The sequence below is a fragment of the Spirosoma oryzae genome (assembly GCF_003002825.1).
Classification (GTDB): domain Bacteria; phylum Bacteroidota; class Bacteroidia; order Cytophagales; family Spirosomataceae; genus Spirosoma; species Spirosoma oryzae.
On the sequence record NZ_PVTE01000001.1, the window covers coordinates 438,157 to 452,080 of the forward strand.

Below are 13,924 nucleotides of genomic sequence, written 5' to 3' on the forward strand. Positions count from 1 at the left end.
CGAGCAGGTTACAATTGGGTCTATAGATTTTATGCATTGGGTAGCTTATCCTACTCACCGGTCGATGCTACTGCCAGCCGGATCAGTCGGCGGGAACCGGCCCGAACGCGAAATTGGTGCCCAATCCGGCAACCCACGACCCACGCGATGGTATCGCCCGATACAAGCACGAGCGTTTGCGCCCGCTCGCGTTGTTCCAGTTTTAACTCATTCAGCAGGTCGCTCACCAGTTTGGTGCCGGCAAGACCCAGTGGTCGAAATCGGTCGCCCGGCTGCCAGACACGGATGGTCAGTGGATCGATCAGCCGGTCAGCATCGAGCCAGGCAACAGCCTTGTCGGTTTCTGGCACAAAGCCATCCGGCTTACTGTGGTATGAGCAACAGATCAGTTGACCACATACCCGCCTGTTACGAGTCTCTAACAATCCCTGAATCGTTGTTTTACAGCTACTTAACACCGTTACCTTCACCAAAGAAAGTAACAGAAAACCCCGCTCGTGCGTAAGCTGATGCGTAGCAGAACGCAACTGTTGCCCCGGCTCACGCATCAGCATCGCCCAGGCTTGTCGGCTCTGCTCACGGGTAAATCCGTACGGCTGTAGCCACTCCGACAATCGAAAAGCTCCTTCTTCCAGCGCCAGTAAGCCATTGATCGGCAGGCGAATCGCGCCGTCCGGCTCGGTCTGAATCAGCTGTTGCCACGAGCGATTCAGTTCAAGCTGCATGAGTTGTTCGGCCGCCCGGAGCCGTTCCACCGTACGCGGCAGCGTCGCCCACAAACCCGGATTGATACCAGTCAATGCAGGGACGGCGTGGTGGCGGATTCGATTACGGGCGTAGTAGTCGTCGGCATTCGATCGATCGTCGCGGTGTTTCAGGCTGCGCGCGGCTGCGTACGTTTCCAGTTGTTCACGGCTGGCGAACAACAGCGGCCGAATCAGTGCCCCAACCGTCGGGTGTTCCTGCCGGACGGCAATTCCATGCAGGCCAGCCAGTCCCGTACCCCGCGTCAGGTTAAGGAGCATTGTCTCCAGCACATCGTTCAGGTGGTGTGCCGTTGCAACGCTGTCGTACCCGTATTGTCGGCGTATCTCGCCAAACCACTGATAACGCAGTTCACGGGCTACCATCTGAATGGACTCTCCCCGCTCGACAGCGACTTGCGCCGTCTGAAAACGAATCGTGTGAAAGGGAACCTGATAGCGGTTTGCCAGTTCTTCTACAAATAGCGCATCATCGTCCGACTCCTGCCCGCGAAGGCCGAAGTTGACGTGAGCGATGGCAAAGGGCAGACCAGCCTGCTGAAACAACGCAGCCATCACCGTCGAATCCAGGCCACCACTAACGGCCAGGAGCGTCTGCGTGGTGCTGTCAGCCAGCTGGTTATCGTTAATAAATCCTAAAAAATCCCGCTCAAACATCCGGTTTCAGGCCGAAGCCGTAGTTTTGTACTATGGTACGTTACTCATTCCGCATCACGGTTCTGCTTTTGTTGCTACTGGCCGGGCTATCGCCGATTGTCAGGGCGCAGCCGGGCCGACCAACCGGCGACAAGATCGAGTTACTGCGGGCCGACAGTCTGGTCGGTGTCAACGTGCCCGGTCAGGTCATCAAGCGGGTGTACAACAACGTGCAGTTTCGTCAGAAAGGCATGCTAATGTACTGCGATCTGGCCGTTCAGAACGCAACGACGAACGTAATCGAGGCTTACGGCAATGTACGACTGGTACAGGGCGATACGGTTAGCGTACGGGGCGACACTATGTTTTACTACGGTAACGTGCGGCAGGCGAACGTGAGTGGGCATGTGGTGCTGCGCGACCGGAAAATGACGCTAACAACCGCTAAACTCGATTACGATCTGATTTCCGGTATCGCGCATTATCCCACACCGGGCCGTATCGTAGACAAGGAAAACGTGCTGACCAGTCGGGAAGGTTTTTACGATACGCGCACAAAACTCTTTACGTTCCGGCAGGATGTCAAGCTGGTCAACCCCAAGGGAACCCTGACCGCAGACTCGTTATTGTACAATTCCACCACCCGAATTGCAACGTTTCAAGGCCCGACGCGTATCGTCAATAAGGATGGCGTGCTGACGGCTGTGGCGGGACAGTACAATACCGTTAGTGGTATCTCCAATTTTCAGCGCCGGGCCACTGTCGAAACGCCCAAATACCGGCTGACGGGCGATACGCTTTACTACGACAATCTGGCGGATCTGGGTATTGCCAACGGGCATGTAATCATGGTAGCAAAAGACAAAAAGGCGGTCATTACGGGCGATCACGTACGCTACAACGGCAAAGCCGGGGTATCGCGGGTGACGGGGCACCCCGTAGCGAAGAGCGTTGTCAGCAACGACACGCTGTACATGCGGGCCGACACGCTGTTTTCCTTCGATAACAAGGTAACCAATGCCCGGCGCTTGCTGGGCCAGAAAAACGTCTTCGTTTACAAAACGGATTTGCAGAGTAAGTGTGACTCGTTGATCTACGATACCATCGACTCCACGCTGTATTTCTATAAAAAGCCGATTATCTGGAGTCAGAATCGTTATCAGATGGAAGCGGATTCGATGCGTGCATTGATGAAGAACGATAAGATCAACACCATGTTTCTGCGGGGACATGCCTTCTCGATTTCGCTCGATACGTTGAACAACTTCAATCAGGTAAAGGGACGAACGATTACCGCGCTGTTCGCCACGAAACTGACACCGGTGACAGCCAAACCAACGAACGTGACAACAGCCAGACGCGCGGGTAAGTCGGTACCTGCCTCCCGAACAACGCCGGTACGGTCCGTAACGATCGGTCAGCAGGAGCGCACCGAGCTGGAACGGGTCTTAGTCGACGGGAACGGACAGAGCATTTACTTCGCGCTGGACGACAAAAACAAACTCATTGGCATGAATCATGTGGAATGTAGTCGCATGAACCTGGAGTTTGCCGACAACAAGGTGAAACGAATCCGGTTCTACGGCCGTCCCGACGCGCAGTTTGTTCCACCGCAGGAGTTCAGTTCGGATACACAGGAACTGGATGGATTCCGCTGGCGCGAGGAAGAAAAACCAACGAAGAATCAGGTGCTTTGGCTGGAAACACCACCGCAGGAAAAGCCGGCGACCCGCCGACTCATTAAAAAGAAACCGGCCATTAAACCTTTGGCTAAAAAAGAGGTTCCAAGGAGTATAAATTAACGGATTTAACAATATTTAAATTAGACGCACGTTGACTTTCTCTTTTGTGCCTGATAGGTTTGCGGTGAGTACGTGTGTATCTGAAACGACTGTTCATGAAACAAATTATACTTTTTGGTTTACTCGCCGGCTTACTGTCGGTCAACTCCCCGCTCCGGGCGCAGCTTGCCCCGCGCGACTCCGATGCCCACAAGGGTAGTCGGCTGGAGTTGGGCCGGACGGGCGGTGGGCGCAAACCGACCGCAGCCGGCCTTCCCAATCAGCGGTTTTCGCTGATGAAAAAACCGGCTGCTCCATCGCTGGATCGCTCTATTTCGGTGAGCAAGAATGCCCCGATCAATGAATATTACCGATCGTTACTGGTAGGCCGGGCGGGCGCAAAAACGCCGTCCCGCTCCTCGGCTGGTTCAGAATCTGCGAGTGCTGCCGAAGCCAAGATAGCTGCTGAGGCAGAAGGCCGCGACGACAACCTGATGTTTGCTAACGAACACATTGTTGTCTCGAACATCTACCCGAATCCAGCGAACGATTACGCAGAGATCTCGTATCAGTATACGGGCTCGGCCAATGAAGCCAAACTGGTACTGATTAACGTTTTGGGCTCGCCCATCGGCGAATACGAACTGGCGAAGAACGACCGCAAACTGCGCATCGCGACGAGCGATCTGATGACCGGCTACTATTTCTACCAGCTGTCAGTCGACGGAAAGAAAGTGGCCACCAAAAAACTCCTGGTGCGCCATCAGTAAGCTTGTCCATACTTCTTAAAAAATCATAACGGAACGGTTAGTCGCCCGTTCGGGCCGCACTATACGGGCTGCACCAACGTTTTAGGGGTGTAGCCCGTATTTTTTCGTAACTTTGCTCGCATGCAACACCTTCGTTTTGCCCGGCTGTTGGCCATCGTCTGTTGTTTTGGCCTACTCGTTTCCTGTAGCTCATTCAACAAGCTTCAGAAAACCGGCACCGACGACCAGAAATATAAAGCCGCCCTTCAGTATTATGAAAAGAAGGACTGGTACCATGCTGGCCTTCTGTTTGAAGAACTGATTCCGGTACTGAAAGGTAGTACCGAATCGGAAATGGCGCAGTTTTACTATGCCTACACCCAGTTCAGGCAGCAGCAGTACCTGTTGAGCTCTACCCTGTTCAAGAAGTTTTACGAAACGTTTGCCCGGAGTGAACACGCACAGGAAGCGATGTATATGTACGCCTATTCGCTGTACAAAGACGCGCCGGACTATAACCTCGATCAGTCGAACACACTGACGGCCACTTCAGCCTTGCAGGATTTTATCAACAACTATCCTGACAGTCAATACCGCGACGACGCCACGAAGATGATTCTGGATTTGCGGCAGAAACTGGAACGTAAGGCCTATGAAAAAGCCAAGCTGTATTTTAAGACCAGCGGCTTCAACATCGCTTCGTACAAGTCGTCGGTTATTTCGATCAACAATTTTCAGCGCGATTTTCCCGATTCGCAGTACAACGAAGAACTGGCATTCCTGAAAGTCGACGCCGAGTATAGCCTGGCGAAAAACAGTCTGGAAACAAAGCAAAAGGAACGTTATCAGGAGACAATGAATTACTACCAGGGATTCATCGACCGGTACCCAAGTAGTAAATACCTGAAACAGGCCGAAAAGATGTTTGAGTCAAGCCAGAAAGAAATCGATCGGCTGACCAAACTGGAAAAAGAGCGGGCCAAGGAAAAGCAGTTGCAAAAACAAGCCCCTGCCGACCGCCCCGGTAAAGTAACGGCCGCCCGGCAGTAAGCACAGGCCGACATTAACTACGCATTGATAATCAGCGACTATGGCAACCAACCAATCGATCATTACGCGCGACAACGACAAAATCGCGAAGGAAACGGGCAACCTCTACGAATCGGTTTCAATCATCTCGAAACGGGCTCGTCAGATTGCCGTAAAAAATAAAGAAGAACTAAGCAGTAAGCTGTCGGAGTTCGTGTCAGCTGTCGATAACCTCGAAGAAGTGTTCGAAAACCGCGAGCAGATCGAAATCTCGAAATTTTACGAGCGCATGCCCAAGCCCACCTCGACGGCTACCGACGAGTTTCTGGAAGGCAAAGTCTACTGGCGTTACAACGACGAAGAGCCACAGCAGTAGTCAGCTTCCTTCGTTTCGGCAACCGCGCGGCATCCTTGTCGGGCGGTTGTTCTTTTTTAGACGAAAGATGGTAGATGAAAGAGAAAAGAAGAAAGCGGAGACAAAGCGATTGGCAGTTTGCCTATCGCTGCCAGCTTGGAATAACCTTCTCCCATCTAACGTCTTTTCTCTTTCTTCTCACTTCTTTCTTCCCCCCCATGTTAGCTGGAAAACGAATTTTACTCGGCGTTACGGGGAGTATATCGGCGTACAAATCAGCCCTTCTGGTTCGGCTACTGGTCAAGGCTGGCGCTGACGTACAGGTCGTTATGACCGAGTCAGCGCAAACGTTTATCACGCCACTCACCCTGGCAACACTATCGAAACGTCCCGTTCTGACGCAGTTCGTCGCCAACGCACAAACCGGTGAATGGACAAACCATGTCGAGCTGGGGCTGTGGGCCGACGTCCTGGTCGTCGCACCGGCCTCGGCACACACACTGGCTCGGTGCGCCAATGGCCTGGCCGACGATCTGTTGTCGGCCATGTATCTGTCGGCGCGCTGTCCGGTGTTTTTTGCACCAGCCATGGACCTCGACATGTACCAGCATCCCGCCACCACGGGCAACCTGGCTCGGCTACGCTCGTTTGGGAATCAGATCATTAATGCTGAATACGGTGAACTAGCGAGCGGACTGGTTGGCGAAGGACGACTCGCCGAACCGGAAACCATCGTACAGACGCTGACGGCGCACTTCTCCCGGCGTCCCGAACTGGTCGGGCGACACATTCTGATCACGGCGGGGCCAACGCAGGAGCCACTCGACCCTGTGCGCTACATCAGTAATCATTCGACGGGAAAGATGGGCTACGCCATTGCACGAGCCTTCGCCCTGGCGGGCGCACAGGTGACCCTCGTTAGTGGTCCGACGGCGCTGCCCCTACCCGCACCGGGCGTTCGACGGATCGACGTTCGTTCGGCAAAGGACATGTTTGACGCCACGGCTGCGGAATTTCCCGGCGCTGATCTGTTGATTCTCAACGCAGCCGTTGCCGATTACACCCCCCTGCACGTAGCCGATCTGAAAATCAAAAAGAAAGAATCAGAATTCGCGCTGGATCTGACCCGAACCACCGATATTGCGGCTACGCTGGGTGCGCGGAAGCAGCCTGGTCAGTGGCTGATGGGCTTCGCACTCGAAACCGACAACGAGCATGCCAATGCCCTGGACAAGCTACAACGCAAGCACCTGGACTGGATTGTGCTGAATTCATTACGGGACACCGGCGCGGGTTTCGGATACGACACCAACAAGATTACCGTTATGGATAAGGCCGGCCAAACGCATGAGTTTGCGTTGAAATCGAAAGATGCTGTGGCGCAGGATTTGCTCGATCTTGTTGCCAGGGCAATGACGGCCCCCTCCGCATGAAAACACTTCGTACACTTTGTTTGCTGCTTGGCCTGACCATCGGTTCGGTGCAGGCCCAGGAATTGAACTGCACGGTGACAGTCAATTCCGACCAGTTGTTCGCGCAGCAGAAAACCGATTTTTCCTACGTCAACCAGTTGAAAGGGATCATCAGCGAGTTCATGAACACACGCCGGTGGAGCAACGATCAGTTTACGCCCTCCGAACGCATCAACTGCTCGCTGAATATTAACCTGATCAAGTCGTTGACGCAGGGCGCTTTCGAAGCTACAGCCCAGATTGTCGTGACACGCCCCGTGTACGGGACCAACTACGAAACGACGACGCTCAGCTACGTCGACCGGGCCTTCAATTTCATCTACCTGCCCACGACACCGGTTTATTTTCGGGAGAACCAGTATTCCGACGACCTGACGTCGTTGCTGGGGTTTTACGCGAATGTCATTCTGGCGACGGATTACGACACTTTCAGCAAGCAGGGCGGTAACCTATTCATTCAGCGTGCCTACGCCATCACCAACCTCGCTCAACAGGGGTCTGCGAACGGGGCCTGGCAAACCGGGGGTGACCGGCGAAATCGCTTCTGGCTGATCGAAAACATGCAAAATCAGCAGCTGCTCCCCTTTCGCGACGCGCAGTACACGTATCACCGGCTCGGCCTGGATCAGTTCGCAGCCAACCCGATTCAAATGCGGAAGCAGACGCTCGACATGCTCAGCACGATTCGCCGAATTGGCCTGCAACTACCTAATTCTGTGCTGATTAACTCGTTCTTCGATGCAAAGTCGACGGAGCTGTACAACATTCTGTTTGAGGGCACACCCGCCGAGCGCAAGCAGGCATTCGACCTGTTATCGTACCTGGACCCGTCAAAGACCGAGACGTACCGTAAGTTGATTGGGGGATAGGTTTCGGATTGGGGTTTTCAGTATACGGTTTATGGTTTAACCAAGCATAGCAGGGCTACTAACCGGGACACACCGAAAACTGTAAACCGTATACCGTTTTTGAACCGTGCTCCTTCCCGACGTGTTGATACAGTGAGACCCCTTCCTTTATGTTGTCGCATCTACTGATTAAGAATTATGCGCTGATTGACGAGCTTGAACTTCGCCCCGACCGTGAATTGAACATTATCACGGGGGAAACCGGAGCTGGCAAATCGATCATGTTGGGGGCAATCGGGCTGTTGCTGGGCAACCGGGCCGACACACGCGTGCTCTATAACCCGGACAAGAAATGCGTTATCGAGGGTACGTTTGCCGTCTCAGGGTATCGCATCGAGCAGATCTTCGACGAGGAAGAACTCGACTTCTCCGATACATGTATTGTTCGTCGTGAAATTGGCGTCAGCGGAAAGTCCCGCGCCTTCGTCAACGACACCCCCGTTAATCTGGAAATTCTCCGACGCGTCACGAGTGAGTTGATGGATATCCACTCGCAGCACGACTCGGTGCTGTTGGGCTCCAACGACTATCAGCTGGAAATAGTCGATACCTACGCGCAAAATGAAACGCAGTTGCGCCGGTATCGCACGGATTATCAGGCGTATCGGACCGCCCGTACTGTTTACGACAAGCTTCAGTCGGAGGCTGCAGCCATGCGTAAGGAGTTCGATTATAATAGCTTCCTGTACGACGAACTGACTAAAGCGCAGCTACAGGCTACCGAGCAGGAAACGCTGGAGCAGGAACTGACCATCCTGGAAAACGCCGGCGACATCAAGGAACGGCTACAACTGGCGTACGAGTACCTCGATAACGCCGAACAGTCGGTCATCGACTTTTTGAAGGGCGCGGTGAGCAACCTGTCGTACATCAGTAAATTGTCGGATCAGTACGAACAGTTGCAGCAGCGGGCGCAGAGCGCGCTAATCGAGTTGCGCGATCTGGCGCTTGAAATCAGCACGGAACAGGACAACGTCGAGGTCGACGATACCCGCGCCGATACGATTCGGGAGCGGTTGAACCTGCTCTACCAGTTGCAGACCAAGCACCAGGCGGCTACCGTCGCCGATCTGATAACCCTGCGCGAGGAACTGGGTCGTAAAGTCAACACGGTACTAAATCTGGACGACAACCTGGCGGCAGCGAAAGCCGAAGCCGAAGCCGCCCGCAAGCAATTGATGGAAGGGGCGCACGAACTGTCGGAATCGCGGCTGGGTATACTCCCGCTGATCGAAACCGAGATTGGCAGTTTGCTCAACGACCTGGGTATGCCCAACGCATCGCTGCATATCAAGGCTGAAACCAGTAAGCCCGGCCCGGTTGGTATCGATACCATTTCGTTTCTGTTCAGTGCCAACAAAGGCATTCAGCCCCAGCAGCTTAAGGCCGTCGCGTCGGGTGGTGAATTTTCCCGGCTCATGCTGGCGATCAAATACATTCTGGCCAGCAAACGATCCCTTCCGACGATTATCTTCGACGAAATCGACACGGGTATTTCCGGCGAAATCGCGATTAAGATGGGCAATATGATGCGCGATATGTCGAGTAGTCACCAGATTATTGCCATTACACACCTGCACCAGATTGCCGGGCAGGGCACGGCGCACTACTTCGTCTATAAGGACCATTCGGCCGATAAAACCGTCAGCCGTATCAGAAAGCTGACCTTCGACGAACGGGTGCACGAAATTGCGCAGATGATCGGCGGGAAAAACCCGTCGGCGAGTGCACTGAAAAACGCCCGCGAGATTCTGAAACAGCGCAGCAGCGTGTCAGCGAAATAATGCATACCCCTACCACCATTCGAATACAGTTTATTGGTTTATGTCCACTCGATTAGGGTTGCCGGTTGCCGCAGTATTGACGGCATGCTGGCTGACAGCCTGCTCTGACACGGATCGACCAGCCGTTGACCAGGCGGAAAAAGATGTACTGTCCATTCACGATGCTGTCATGCCGCAGATGGACGACCTTACCCGCGCACAACGGCAGTTGGCGAGTCGGCTGCAAACGCTCGACAGTACGGCAGAAACCGGTACGGCGTCGAGTGCCCTGCGGCTCGACGAAGAGCGTAGTCAGGCCCGGCGACTGTTGCGCGATCTACGCGTAGCCGACAGCCTGATGACCCACTGGATGGCGCAGTACCGCTACGATACACTGGCTACCCTACCCACCGACGAGGCTCTTCGGTACCTCGACCAGCAAAAAGCCAGCATTACCGACGTTAAAAACAAAGTCAATGAAAGTCTCGACCATACCCGCCAGTTTCTGGCGACCCCTTAAAGCCAGCCTGCTGTCTGCCAGTCTATTGTGTTGTGTGTTTGCCTGTAATTCAGCCGGCGACAAGTTGCCTGTTCTGGGGGAAAAAGAAGTCATTACCCGCACTGTCGACGGTAAAACCGTAACCGATTCAGTAGCGCACCAGATTCCGGACTTCGCCTTTGTCGATCAGTACAACGACACGGTTACGGCGAAGACGGTAGCCGGGAAGATTTACGTGGCCGACTTCTTTTTCACGAGTTGTCCCACCATCTGCCCGAAAATGAAAGTACAGCTCAAGCGGGTATACGAGAAATACAAAGGAAATCCCGACGTGATGCTGCTTTCGCATTCGATCGACCCACGGCACGATTCCGTTTCTGTGCTGAACGAATTTGCGGCTAATCTGGGCGTGACCGGTAAGCAATGGTTATTCCTCACGGGTGATCGCGACAAGATATACGACATTGGCCAGAACAGCTACATGGTTACTGCGCAGGAGGATTCGTCGGTACCGGGGGGCGTCGTTCACAGCGGAGCCTTTATTCTGGTCGACAAAGACCGGCACATACGAGGCATTTACGATGGCACGACCGCAGCCGGTACCGACAAGCTACTGAATGACATAGACCGGCTATTGACCGAATACAAATCATGAGGAAGCTTCTTTGCGCGTTCGTTAGTGCGTTATTCCTGACCATGGGGTTTGTTTCCTGCCAGAGTGATGAAGAAATCAAGCGGCAGAAATACATTACCGAGGGAATTCTGCTTTACCAGAATTACTGTGCGAACTGCCACCAGCCCAAGGGACAGGGGTTAGCGGCTCTTTATCCCCCCATTGCCAACTCAGATTATCTCCAGCATAAAGACTCCGTGATCTGCCTGATTCGGTACGGCATGCAGGGTCCGGTCGTTGTGAATGGCAAGACGTATAACCGCGTGATGCCTGCCCAGCCCCAGCTGAGTGACCTCGAAGTAGCCGAACTGGTTACCTACATTTACAATGAATGGGGTAAGGAGACGCAGTTGACCAGCCTGAACACGGTGAAACCCCAACTGGAGAACTGCCGTCCGAAGCAATAAAAATACCCCGGCGCTTACGGTCCGGGGCACCTCGTTAAATACCGCCGTCTACGTTGAAGATACCGGTGGGTTTGCGGATCGAGTACTGCGAAAAATCCTGGTTCGCATCCATACCGATACCATACAGCTTTTCGCCCGTGAGCTGGCTGATAATCGTGACGCGCTGCTCGGTATATACTTTTTTGGTACTGGGCTTCCAGTTGAGCGCGGGCGTCAGCAGCTTTTCCTGTTTTTGCGTGTTGATTACGACAACGTTTCCCATCACCGTGTACAAATCCTTGGCCTTGTCGTACCGACCGGAGTCGGAACGCAGCGTCGTAACAGGTTGCCCAGCCGGGTTGTAAAAGACGATATTGACCTGCTGGGGGTACTTGCGGTCGTCGTTTAGGTACCGTAATTGCTTGGGCGTTTTCAGCGTCACCTTCAATTGTGCAGCCTCGCTGTAGTGCATCTCAACGTTGTTGATCGTCTCGATGGGGCCGTTGAAAGGCACTACTTTCTTGGTTGTCTTGGCTTCCTCGCACCCAAACAGGGTTATGAGCAGGCCGGTAAGCAGACCAGCCACTACTCCTCGTTTCGTGTGGTTTTGTAACATGGTAACTCGTTCGCGTTGATAGCTATCGTCTACCTAACAACACTAATCGATAACCCGTTTGATAAACCAGCGATCAGCGAGTGAGAAACCGAGCGCAACACGCAGGTATTGCTCGCGCACCTGACTCGGAACCAGCATGCCACGCTGTCCATAGATCAGCGACATCGTCACCTGATTGACGCGGTAGCGACCCAGCGGCAGCGAAAAGCCGGCGCTCACGTTCATGTCTTTAATGCGCGCACCCGCAATCTCGTAAGGCATTTGGTTATACTGCGCACCGGCCCGGTACGTAATCAGGTCGCGGTAGCGGGTTGAGTTTGGTTTAGGCGTCAGTTCAAACCCAACGGCTGTCGTGATGGCGTCCAGCAAACCAGCATTCACGCTGTTGGCGTTCGTAAACCGGCTCCACTGCTGATAGCCTACGTCGACACCTGCCGTAAAGCGGTTGTTCCGCTCGATACTGATGCCCCCGTGGATTTGCTGCGGCAGCGTTGATTTACCCGACGCATTGATGCGAGCCGTATCGGGAACGGCCAGCGGGGAAGCGCCCTGCGTAAGTTGATAGATATCGGTCTGCGTACCCCGCACCCGTGTTTCCGGATCGTAGGTTGCTCCCAGGTTGAGCGTCCAGTTCTCACTTAGCTTCGGACGCCAGGCAGCCCCCAGCTTGAACACCACATCGCCGTAGTTGACCCGGTTCAGGAGGTTGATCTGTGTGTCGGTGCCGTTACCGTTGATCAGCACGTACGCCGACGATGAGTTGGTAATGTTTCCGAACAGGAACGAAGCCTCCCCACCGATGTATACGTTCTTTTTCTCGAACAACTTCAGCCCCGTCGCAAACGAAGCCTTGTTCAGACCACCCGACCCTTCGTACGTATATACACCCGTTCGGTTCGTTCCCGGCACCAGCTGGGTTTGCGCCGTGGCGTAGTTGACATAGGTAAACGGGCGCAGGTTAATCGACATGCTCCAGCGCGGATTGGCCGGAAACGCCACGGCCAGATACCCCAGGTTGGCCCCGAAGTTTTTTTGATTCTGCGTACTCGTACCCGTCTGTTGCGTCAGCGAACGGGACAGCCCCTGCAAACCAACCTCAAATACGGTAACTGGCGGGCGTGTTGCCAGCAAAGCCGGATTCTGTAGGTTCAGGTAAAATGGGTTTGGGTTGCTGATACCGACGCCCCCCATTCCGAGGTTTGCGGCATTGCCTACCGGATACATATCGCCCAGCCCAAGCGCCGAATAGGGTGTGTTACCCAGCCCTTGTCCGTGTGCCAGCGACGATACCAGTACTATTGCCAGTACACTACTTCCAATTAGCCGGCCTACCCGTGCGTAAATTCTCAACATTATGGCGTAAAATTCGATTCAGTCCAATCAGTACCAGTTCCGGCACTGCAAATATCGGCTCTTTCAGCCGACTTCTCAAAACCGGCCCATCGCCCCCGCACAACAGTACGGCTAAATCAGGCCAGACGTCCCGGTGGGCACCGATCAGGCCGTTTAGTTCAAAGCCAAGCCCATTCAGTACCCCGCTCCGCAGCGCATCACGGGTCGTACGGGCCGTAAGCGCAGGCCAGTCCGCGTCAGCCAGCGGGTTCTCGATCAGCGGGAGCCGGGCTGTATGCTCGTGCATCGCCTGAAACCGCATGTGCAGTCCGGGGGCAATCAACCCACCCCGGAACGTTCCCGTATCATCGACCAGATCGGCCGTCAGACACGTGCCCAGGTCCAGCACAAGACAGGCGCGGTCCGGAAATAGCGCGGTCGCCCCTACCGCAGCCGCCAGTCGATCGGCTCCTAACGTCTGGGGCGTCTCGTAGCCATTCTGAATCGGCACCGGCATCCGGTTGTCAAAGACGTACAAAGTATCGGTTAACCGAGCCAGTTCCTGCCGGATACTCGCTTCCGACCGACTCGTCGACGATACGATGACCTGGTCCGGCTGCGGACGACCCGGCGTTGTCAGGGCCTGCAGCATTGCTTCTGCCGTACCGAAATGGTCTGTCCTGACCAATTCCGTTGTGTCGAACCAGCCTGCTTTCAGCCTTGAATTGCCCCAATCGACTACCAGATTCATGCTACCGTAATGGTCCGTACGCTCAATTACCAGCAGCAAATATCGGTAGGCTAACGCTGGACATGGGTACAAACCATATCAAAATTTGCCGTTTTAAGCTTTTTTAAGGGTAATAGCATGACAATCACCCTCCAGAGCGACACAAACTTTTTCTCATGTCCGGTGTTTCTATTGACAAACGTATCACCATAACCTATCTTTGCCTTTGTC

General features: G+C 54.2%; 14 protein-coding genes. 10 read left to right on the plus strand and 4 right to left on the minus strand.

All coding sequences use genetic code 11. The features are described 5' to 3' along the window. Positions 1-50 precede the first annotated feature (50 nt). Positions 51-1,421: a tRNA lysidine(34) synthetase TilS gene (tilS, locus tag CLV58_RS01935; RefSeq protein WP_106136069.1), complete on the minus strand. Its 1,371-nt coding sequence runs from the start codon at positions 1,419-1,421 to the stop codon at positions 51-53. Positions 1,422-1,453: 32 nt separating this feature from the next. Between tilS and CLV58_RS01940 the strand changes: the two genes are divergently transcribed. The 10 genes from CLV58_RS01940 (at position 1,454) to CLV58_RS01985 (ending at position 11,036) form a co-directional block, all read left to right on the plus strand. Then, a complete protein-coding gene (locus tag CLV58_RS01940; RefSeq protein WP_106136070.1) occupies positions 1,454-3,202 on the plus strand; it encodes an OstA-like protein in 1,749 nt (582 codons plus the stop codon). A 95-nt stretch (positions 3,203-3,297) separates the two neighbouring features. Further along, the gene (locus CLV58_RS01945; protein WP_106136071.1) at positions 3,298-3,951 is read left to right on the plus strand and encodes a T9SS type A sorting domain-containing protein; all 654 of its coding nucleotides are present in this window, start codon (positions 3,298-3,300) and stop codon (positions 3,949-3,951) included. 120 nt (positions 3,952-4,071) lie between these two features. Beyond that, a complete protein-coding gene (locus tag CLV58_RS01950) occupies positions 4,072-4,980 on the plus strand; it encodes an outer membrane protein assembly factor BamD (protein ID WP_106136072.1) in 909 nt (302 codons plus the stop codon). 40 nt (positions 4,981-5,020) lie between these two features. Next, positions 5,021-5,335, plus strand: coding sequence for a DNA-directed RNA polymerase subunit omega (locus CLV58_RS01955; RefSeq protein ID WP_106136073.1), 315 nt, complete (start codon positions 5,021-5,023; stop codon positions 5,333-5,335). A gap of 197 nt (positions 5,336-5,532) precedes the next feature. Further along, complete coding sequence (gene coaBC / locus CLV58_RS01960; protein WP_106136074.1) at positions 5,533-6,747, plus strand: bifunctional phosphopantothenoylcysteine decarboxylase/phosphopantothenate--cysteine ligase CoaBC; 1,215 nt, start codon at positions 5,533-5,535, stop codon at positions 6,745-6,747. After that, positions 6,744-7,655, plus strand: a complete 912-nt coding sequence (gene porD, locus CLV58_RS01965; RefSeq protein ID WP_106136075.1) for a type IX secretion system protein PorD — start codon at positions 6,744-6,746, stop codon at positions 7,653-7,655. The genes coaBC and porD overlap by 4 nt, the downstream gene beginning before the upstream one ends. A gap of 149 nt (positions 7,656-7,804) precedes the next feature. Further along, positions 7,805-9,478, plus strand: coding sequence for a DNA repair protein RecN (gene recN, locus CLV58_RS01970; RefSeq protein WP_106136076.1), 1,674 nt, complete (start codon positions 7,805-7,807; stop codon positions 9,476-9,478). Between the two features lie 40 nt (positions 9,479-9,518). Next, on the plus strand, positions 9,519-9,977 hold the full coding sequence (locus CLV58_RS01975; protein WP_146141342.1) for a viral A-type inclusion protein: 459 nt from the start codon (positions 9,519-9,521) through the stop codon (positions 9,975-9,977). Continuing rightward, entirely contained in the window at positions 9,934-10,611 is a 678-nt protein-coding gene (locus CLV58_RS01980) for an SCO family protein (RefSeq protein ID WP_106136078.1), read from the plus strand. The genes CLV58_RS01975 and CLV58_RS01980 overlap by 44 nt, the downstream gene beginning before the upstream one ends. Continuing rightward, positions 10,608-11,036 (plus strand): c-type cytochrome, encoded by a 429-nt coding sequence (locus CLV58_RS01985; RefSeq protein WP_106136079.1) that lies wholly within the window; start codon positions 10,608-10,610, stop codon positions 11,034-11,036. Before CLV58_RS01980 ends, CLV58_RS01985 begins: the two co-directional genes overlap by 4 nt. A gap of 34 nt (positions 11,037-11,070) precedes the next feature. Here CLV58_RS01985 and lptC read toward each other — a convergent pair whose 3' ends face one another. The 3 genes from lptC to CLV58_RS02000 are packed head-to-tail and all read right to left on the minus strand — an operon-like array spanning position 11,071 to position 13,753. Continuing rightward, complete coding sequence (lptC, locus tag CLV58_RS01990; RefSeq protein WP_106136080.1) at positions 11,071-11,631, minus strand: LPS export ABC transporter periplasmic protein LptC; 561 nt, start codon at positions 11,629-11,631, stop codon at positions 11,071-11,073. Positions 11,632-11,673: 42 nt separating this feature from the next. Further along, positions 11,674-12,984, minus strand: coding sequence for a BamG family beta-barrel-assembly machinery protein (gene bamG, locus CLV58_RS01995; RefSeq protein WP_211300806.1), 1,311 nt, complete (start codon positions 12,982-12,984; stop codon positions 11,674-11,676). Then, complete coding sequence (locus CLV58_RS02000) at positions 12,941-13,753, minus strand: type III pantothenate kinase (protein WP_342748892.1); 813 nt, start codon at positions 13,751-13,753, stop codon at positions 12,941-12,943. The genes bamG and CLV58_RS02000 overlap by 44 nt, the downstream gene beginning before the upstream one ends. Between the last annotated feature and the right edge of the window lie 171 nt (positions 13,754-13,924).

Bases quoted from the DNA above. Each gene is read 5' to 3' on its own strand.
- porD (WP_106136075.1), top strand. From the start codon at position 6,744: ATGAAAACACTTCGTACACTTTGTTTGCTGCTTGGCCTGACCATCGGT.
- coaBC (WP_106136074.1), top strand. From the start codon at position 5,533: ATGTTAGCTGGAAAACGAATTTTACTCGGCGTTACGGGGAGTATATCG.
- CLV58_RS01950 (WP_106136072.1), top strand. From the start codon at position 4,072: ATGCAACACCTTCGTTTTGCCCGGCTGTTGGCCATCGTCTGTTGTTTT.
- tilS (WP_106136069.1), bottom strand. From the start codon at position 1,421: ATGTTTGAGCGGGATTTTTTAGGATTTATTAACGATAACCAGCTGGCT.
- CLV58_RS01985 (WP_106136079.1), top strand. From the start codon at position 10,608: ATGAGGAAGCTTCTTTGCGCGTTCGTTAGTGCGTTATTCCTGACCATG.
- recN (WP_106136076.1), top strand. From the start codon at position 7,805: ATGTTGTCGCATCTACTGATTAAGAATTATGCGCTGATTGACGAGCTT.
- lptC (WP_106136080.1), bottom strand. From the start codon at position 11,631: ATGTTACAAAACCACACGAAACGAGGAGTAGTGGCTGGTCTGCTTACC.
- CLV58_RS01945 (WP_106136071.1), top strand. From the start codon at position 3,298: ATGAAACAAATTATACTTTTTGGTTTACTCGCCGGCTTACTGTCGGTC.
- CLV58_RS01955 (WP_106136073.1), top strand. From the start codon at position 5,021: ATGGCAACCAACCAATCGATCATTACGCGCGACAACGACAAAATCGCG.
- CLV58_RS01940 (WP_106136070.1), top strand. From the start codon at position 1,454: ATGGTACGTTACTCATTCCGCATCACGGTTCTGCTTTTGTTGCTACTG.
- CLV58_RS01980 (WP_106136078.1), top strand. From the start codon at position 9,934: ATGAAAGTCTCGACCATACCCGCCAGTTTCTGGCGACCCCTTAAAGCC.
- bamG (WP_211300806.1), bottom strand. From the start codon at position 12,984: ATGTTGAGAATTTACGCACGGGTAGGCCGGCTAATTGGAAGTAGTGTA.
- CLV58_RS01975 (WP_146141342.1), top strand. From the start codon at position 9,519: ATGTCCACTCGATTAGGGTTGCCGGTTGCCGCAGTATTGACGGCATGC.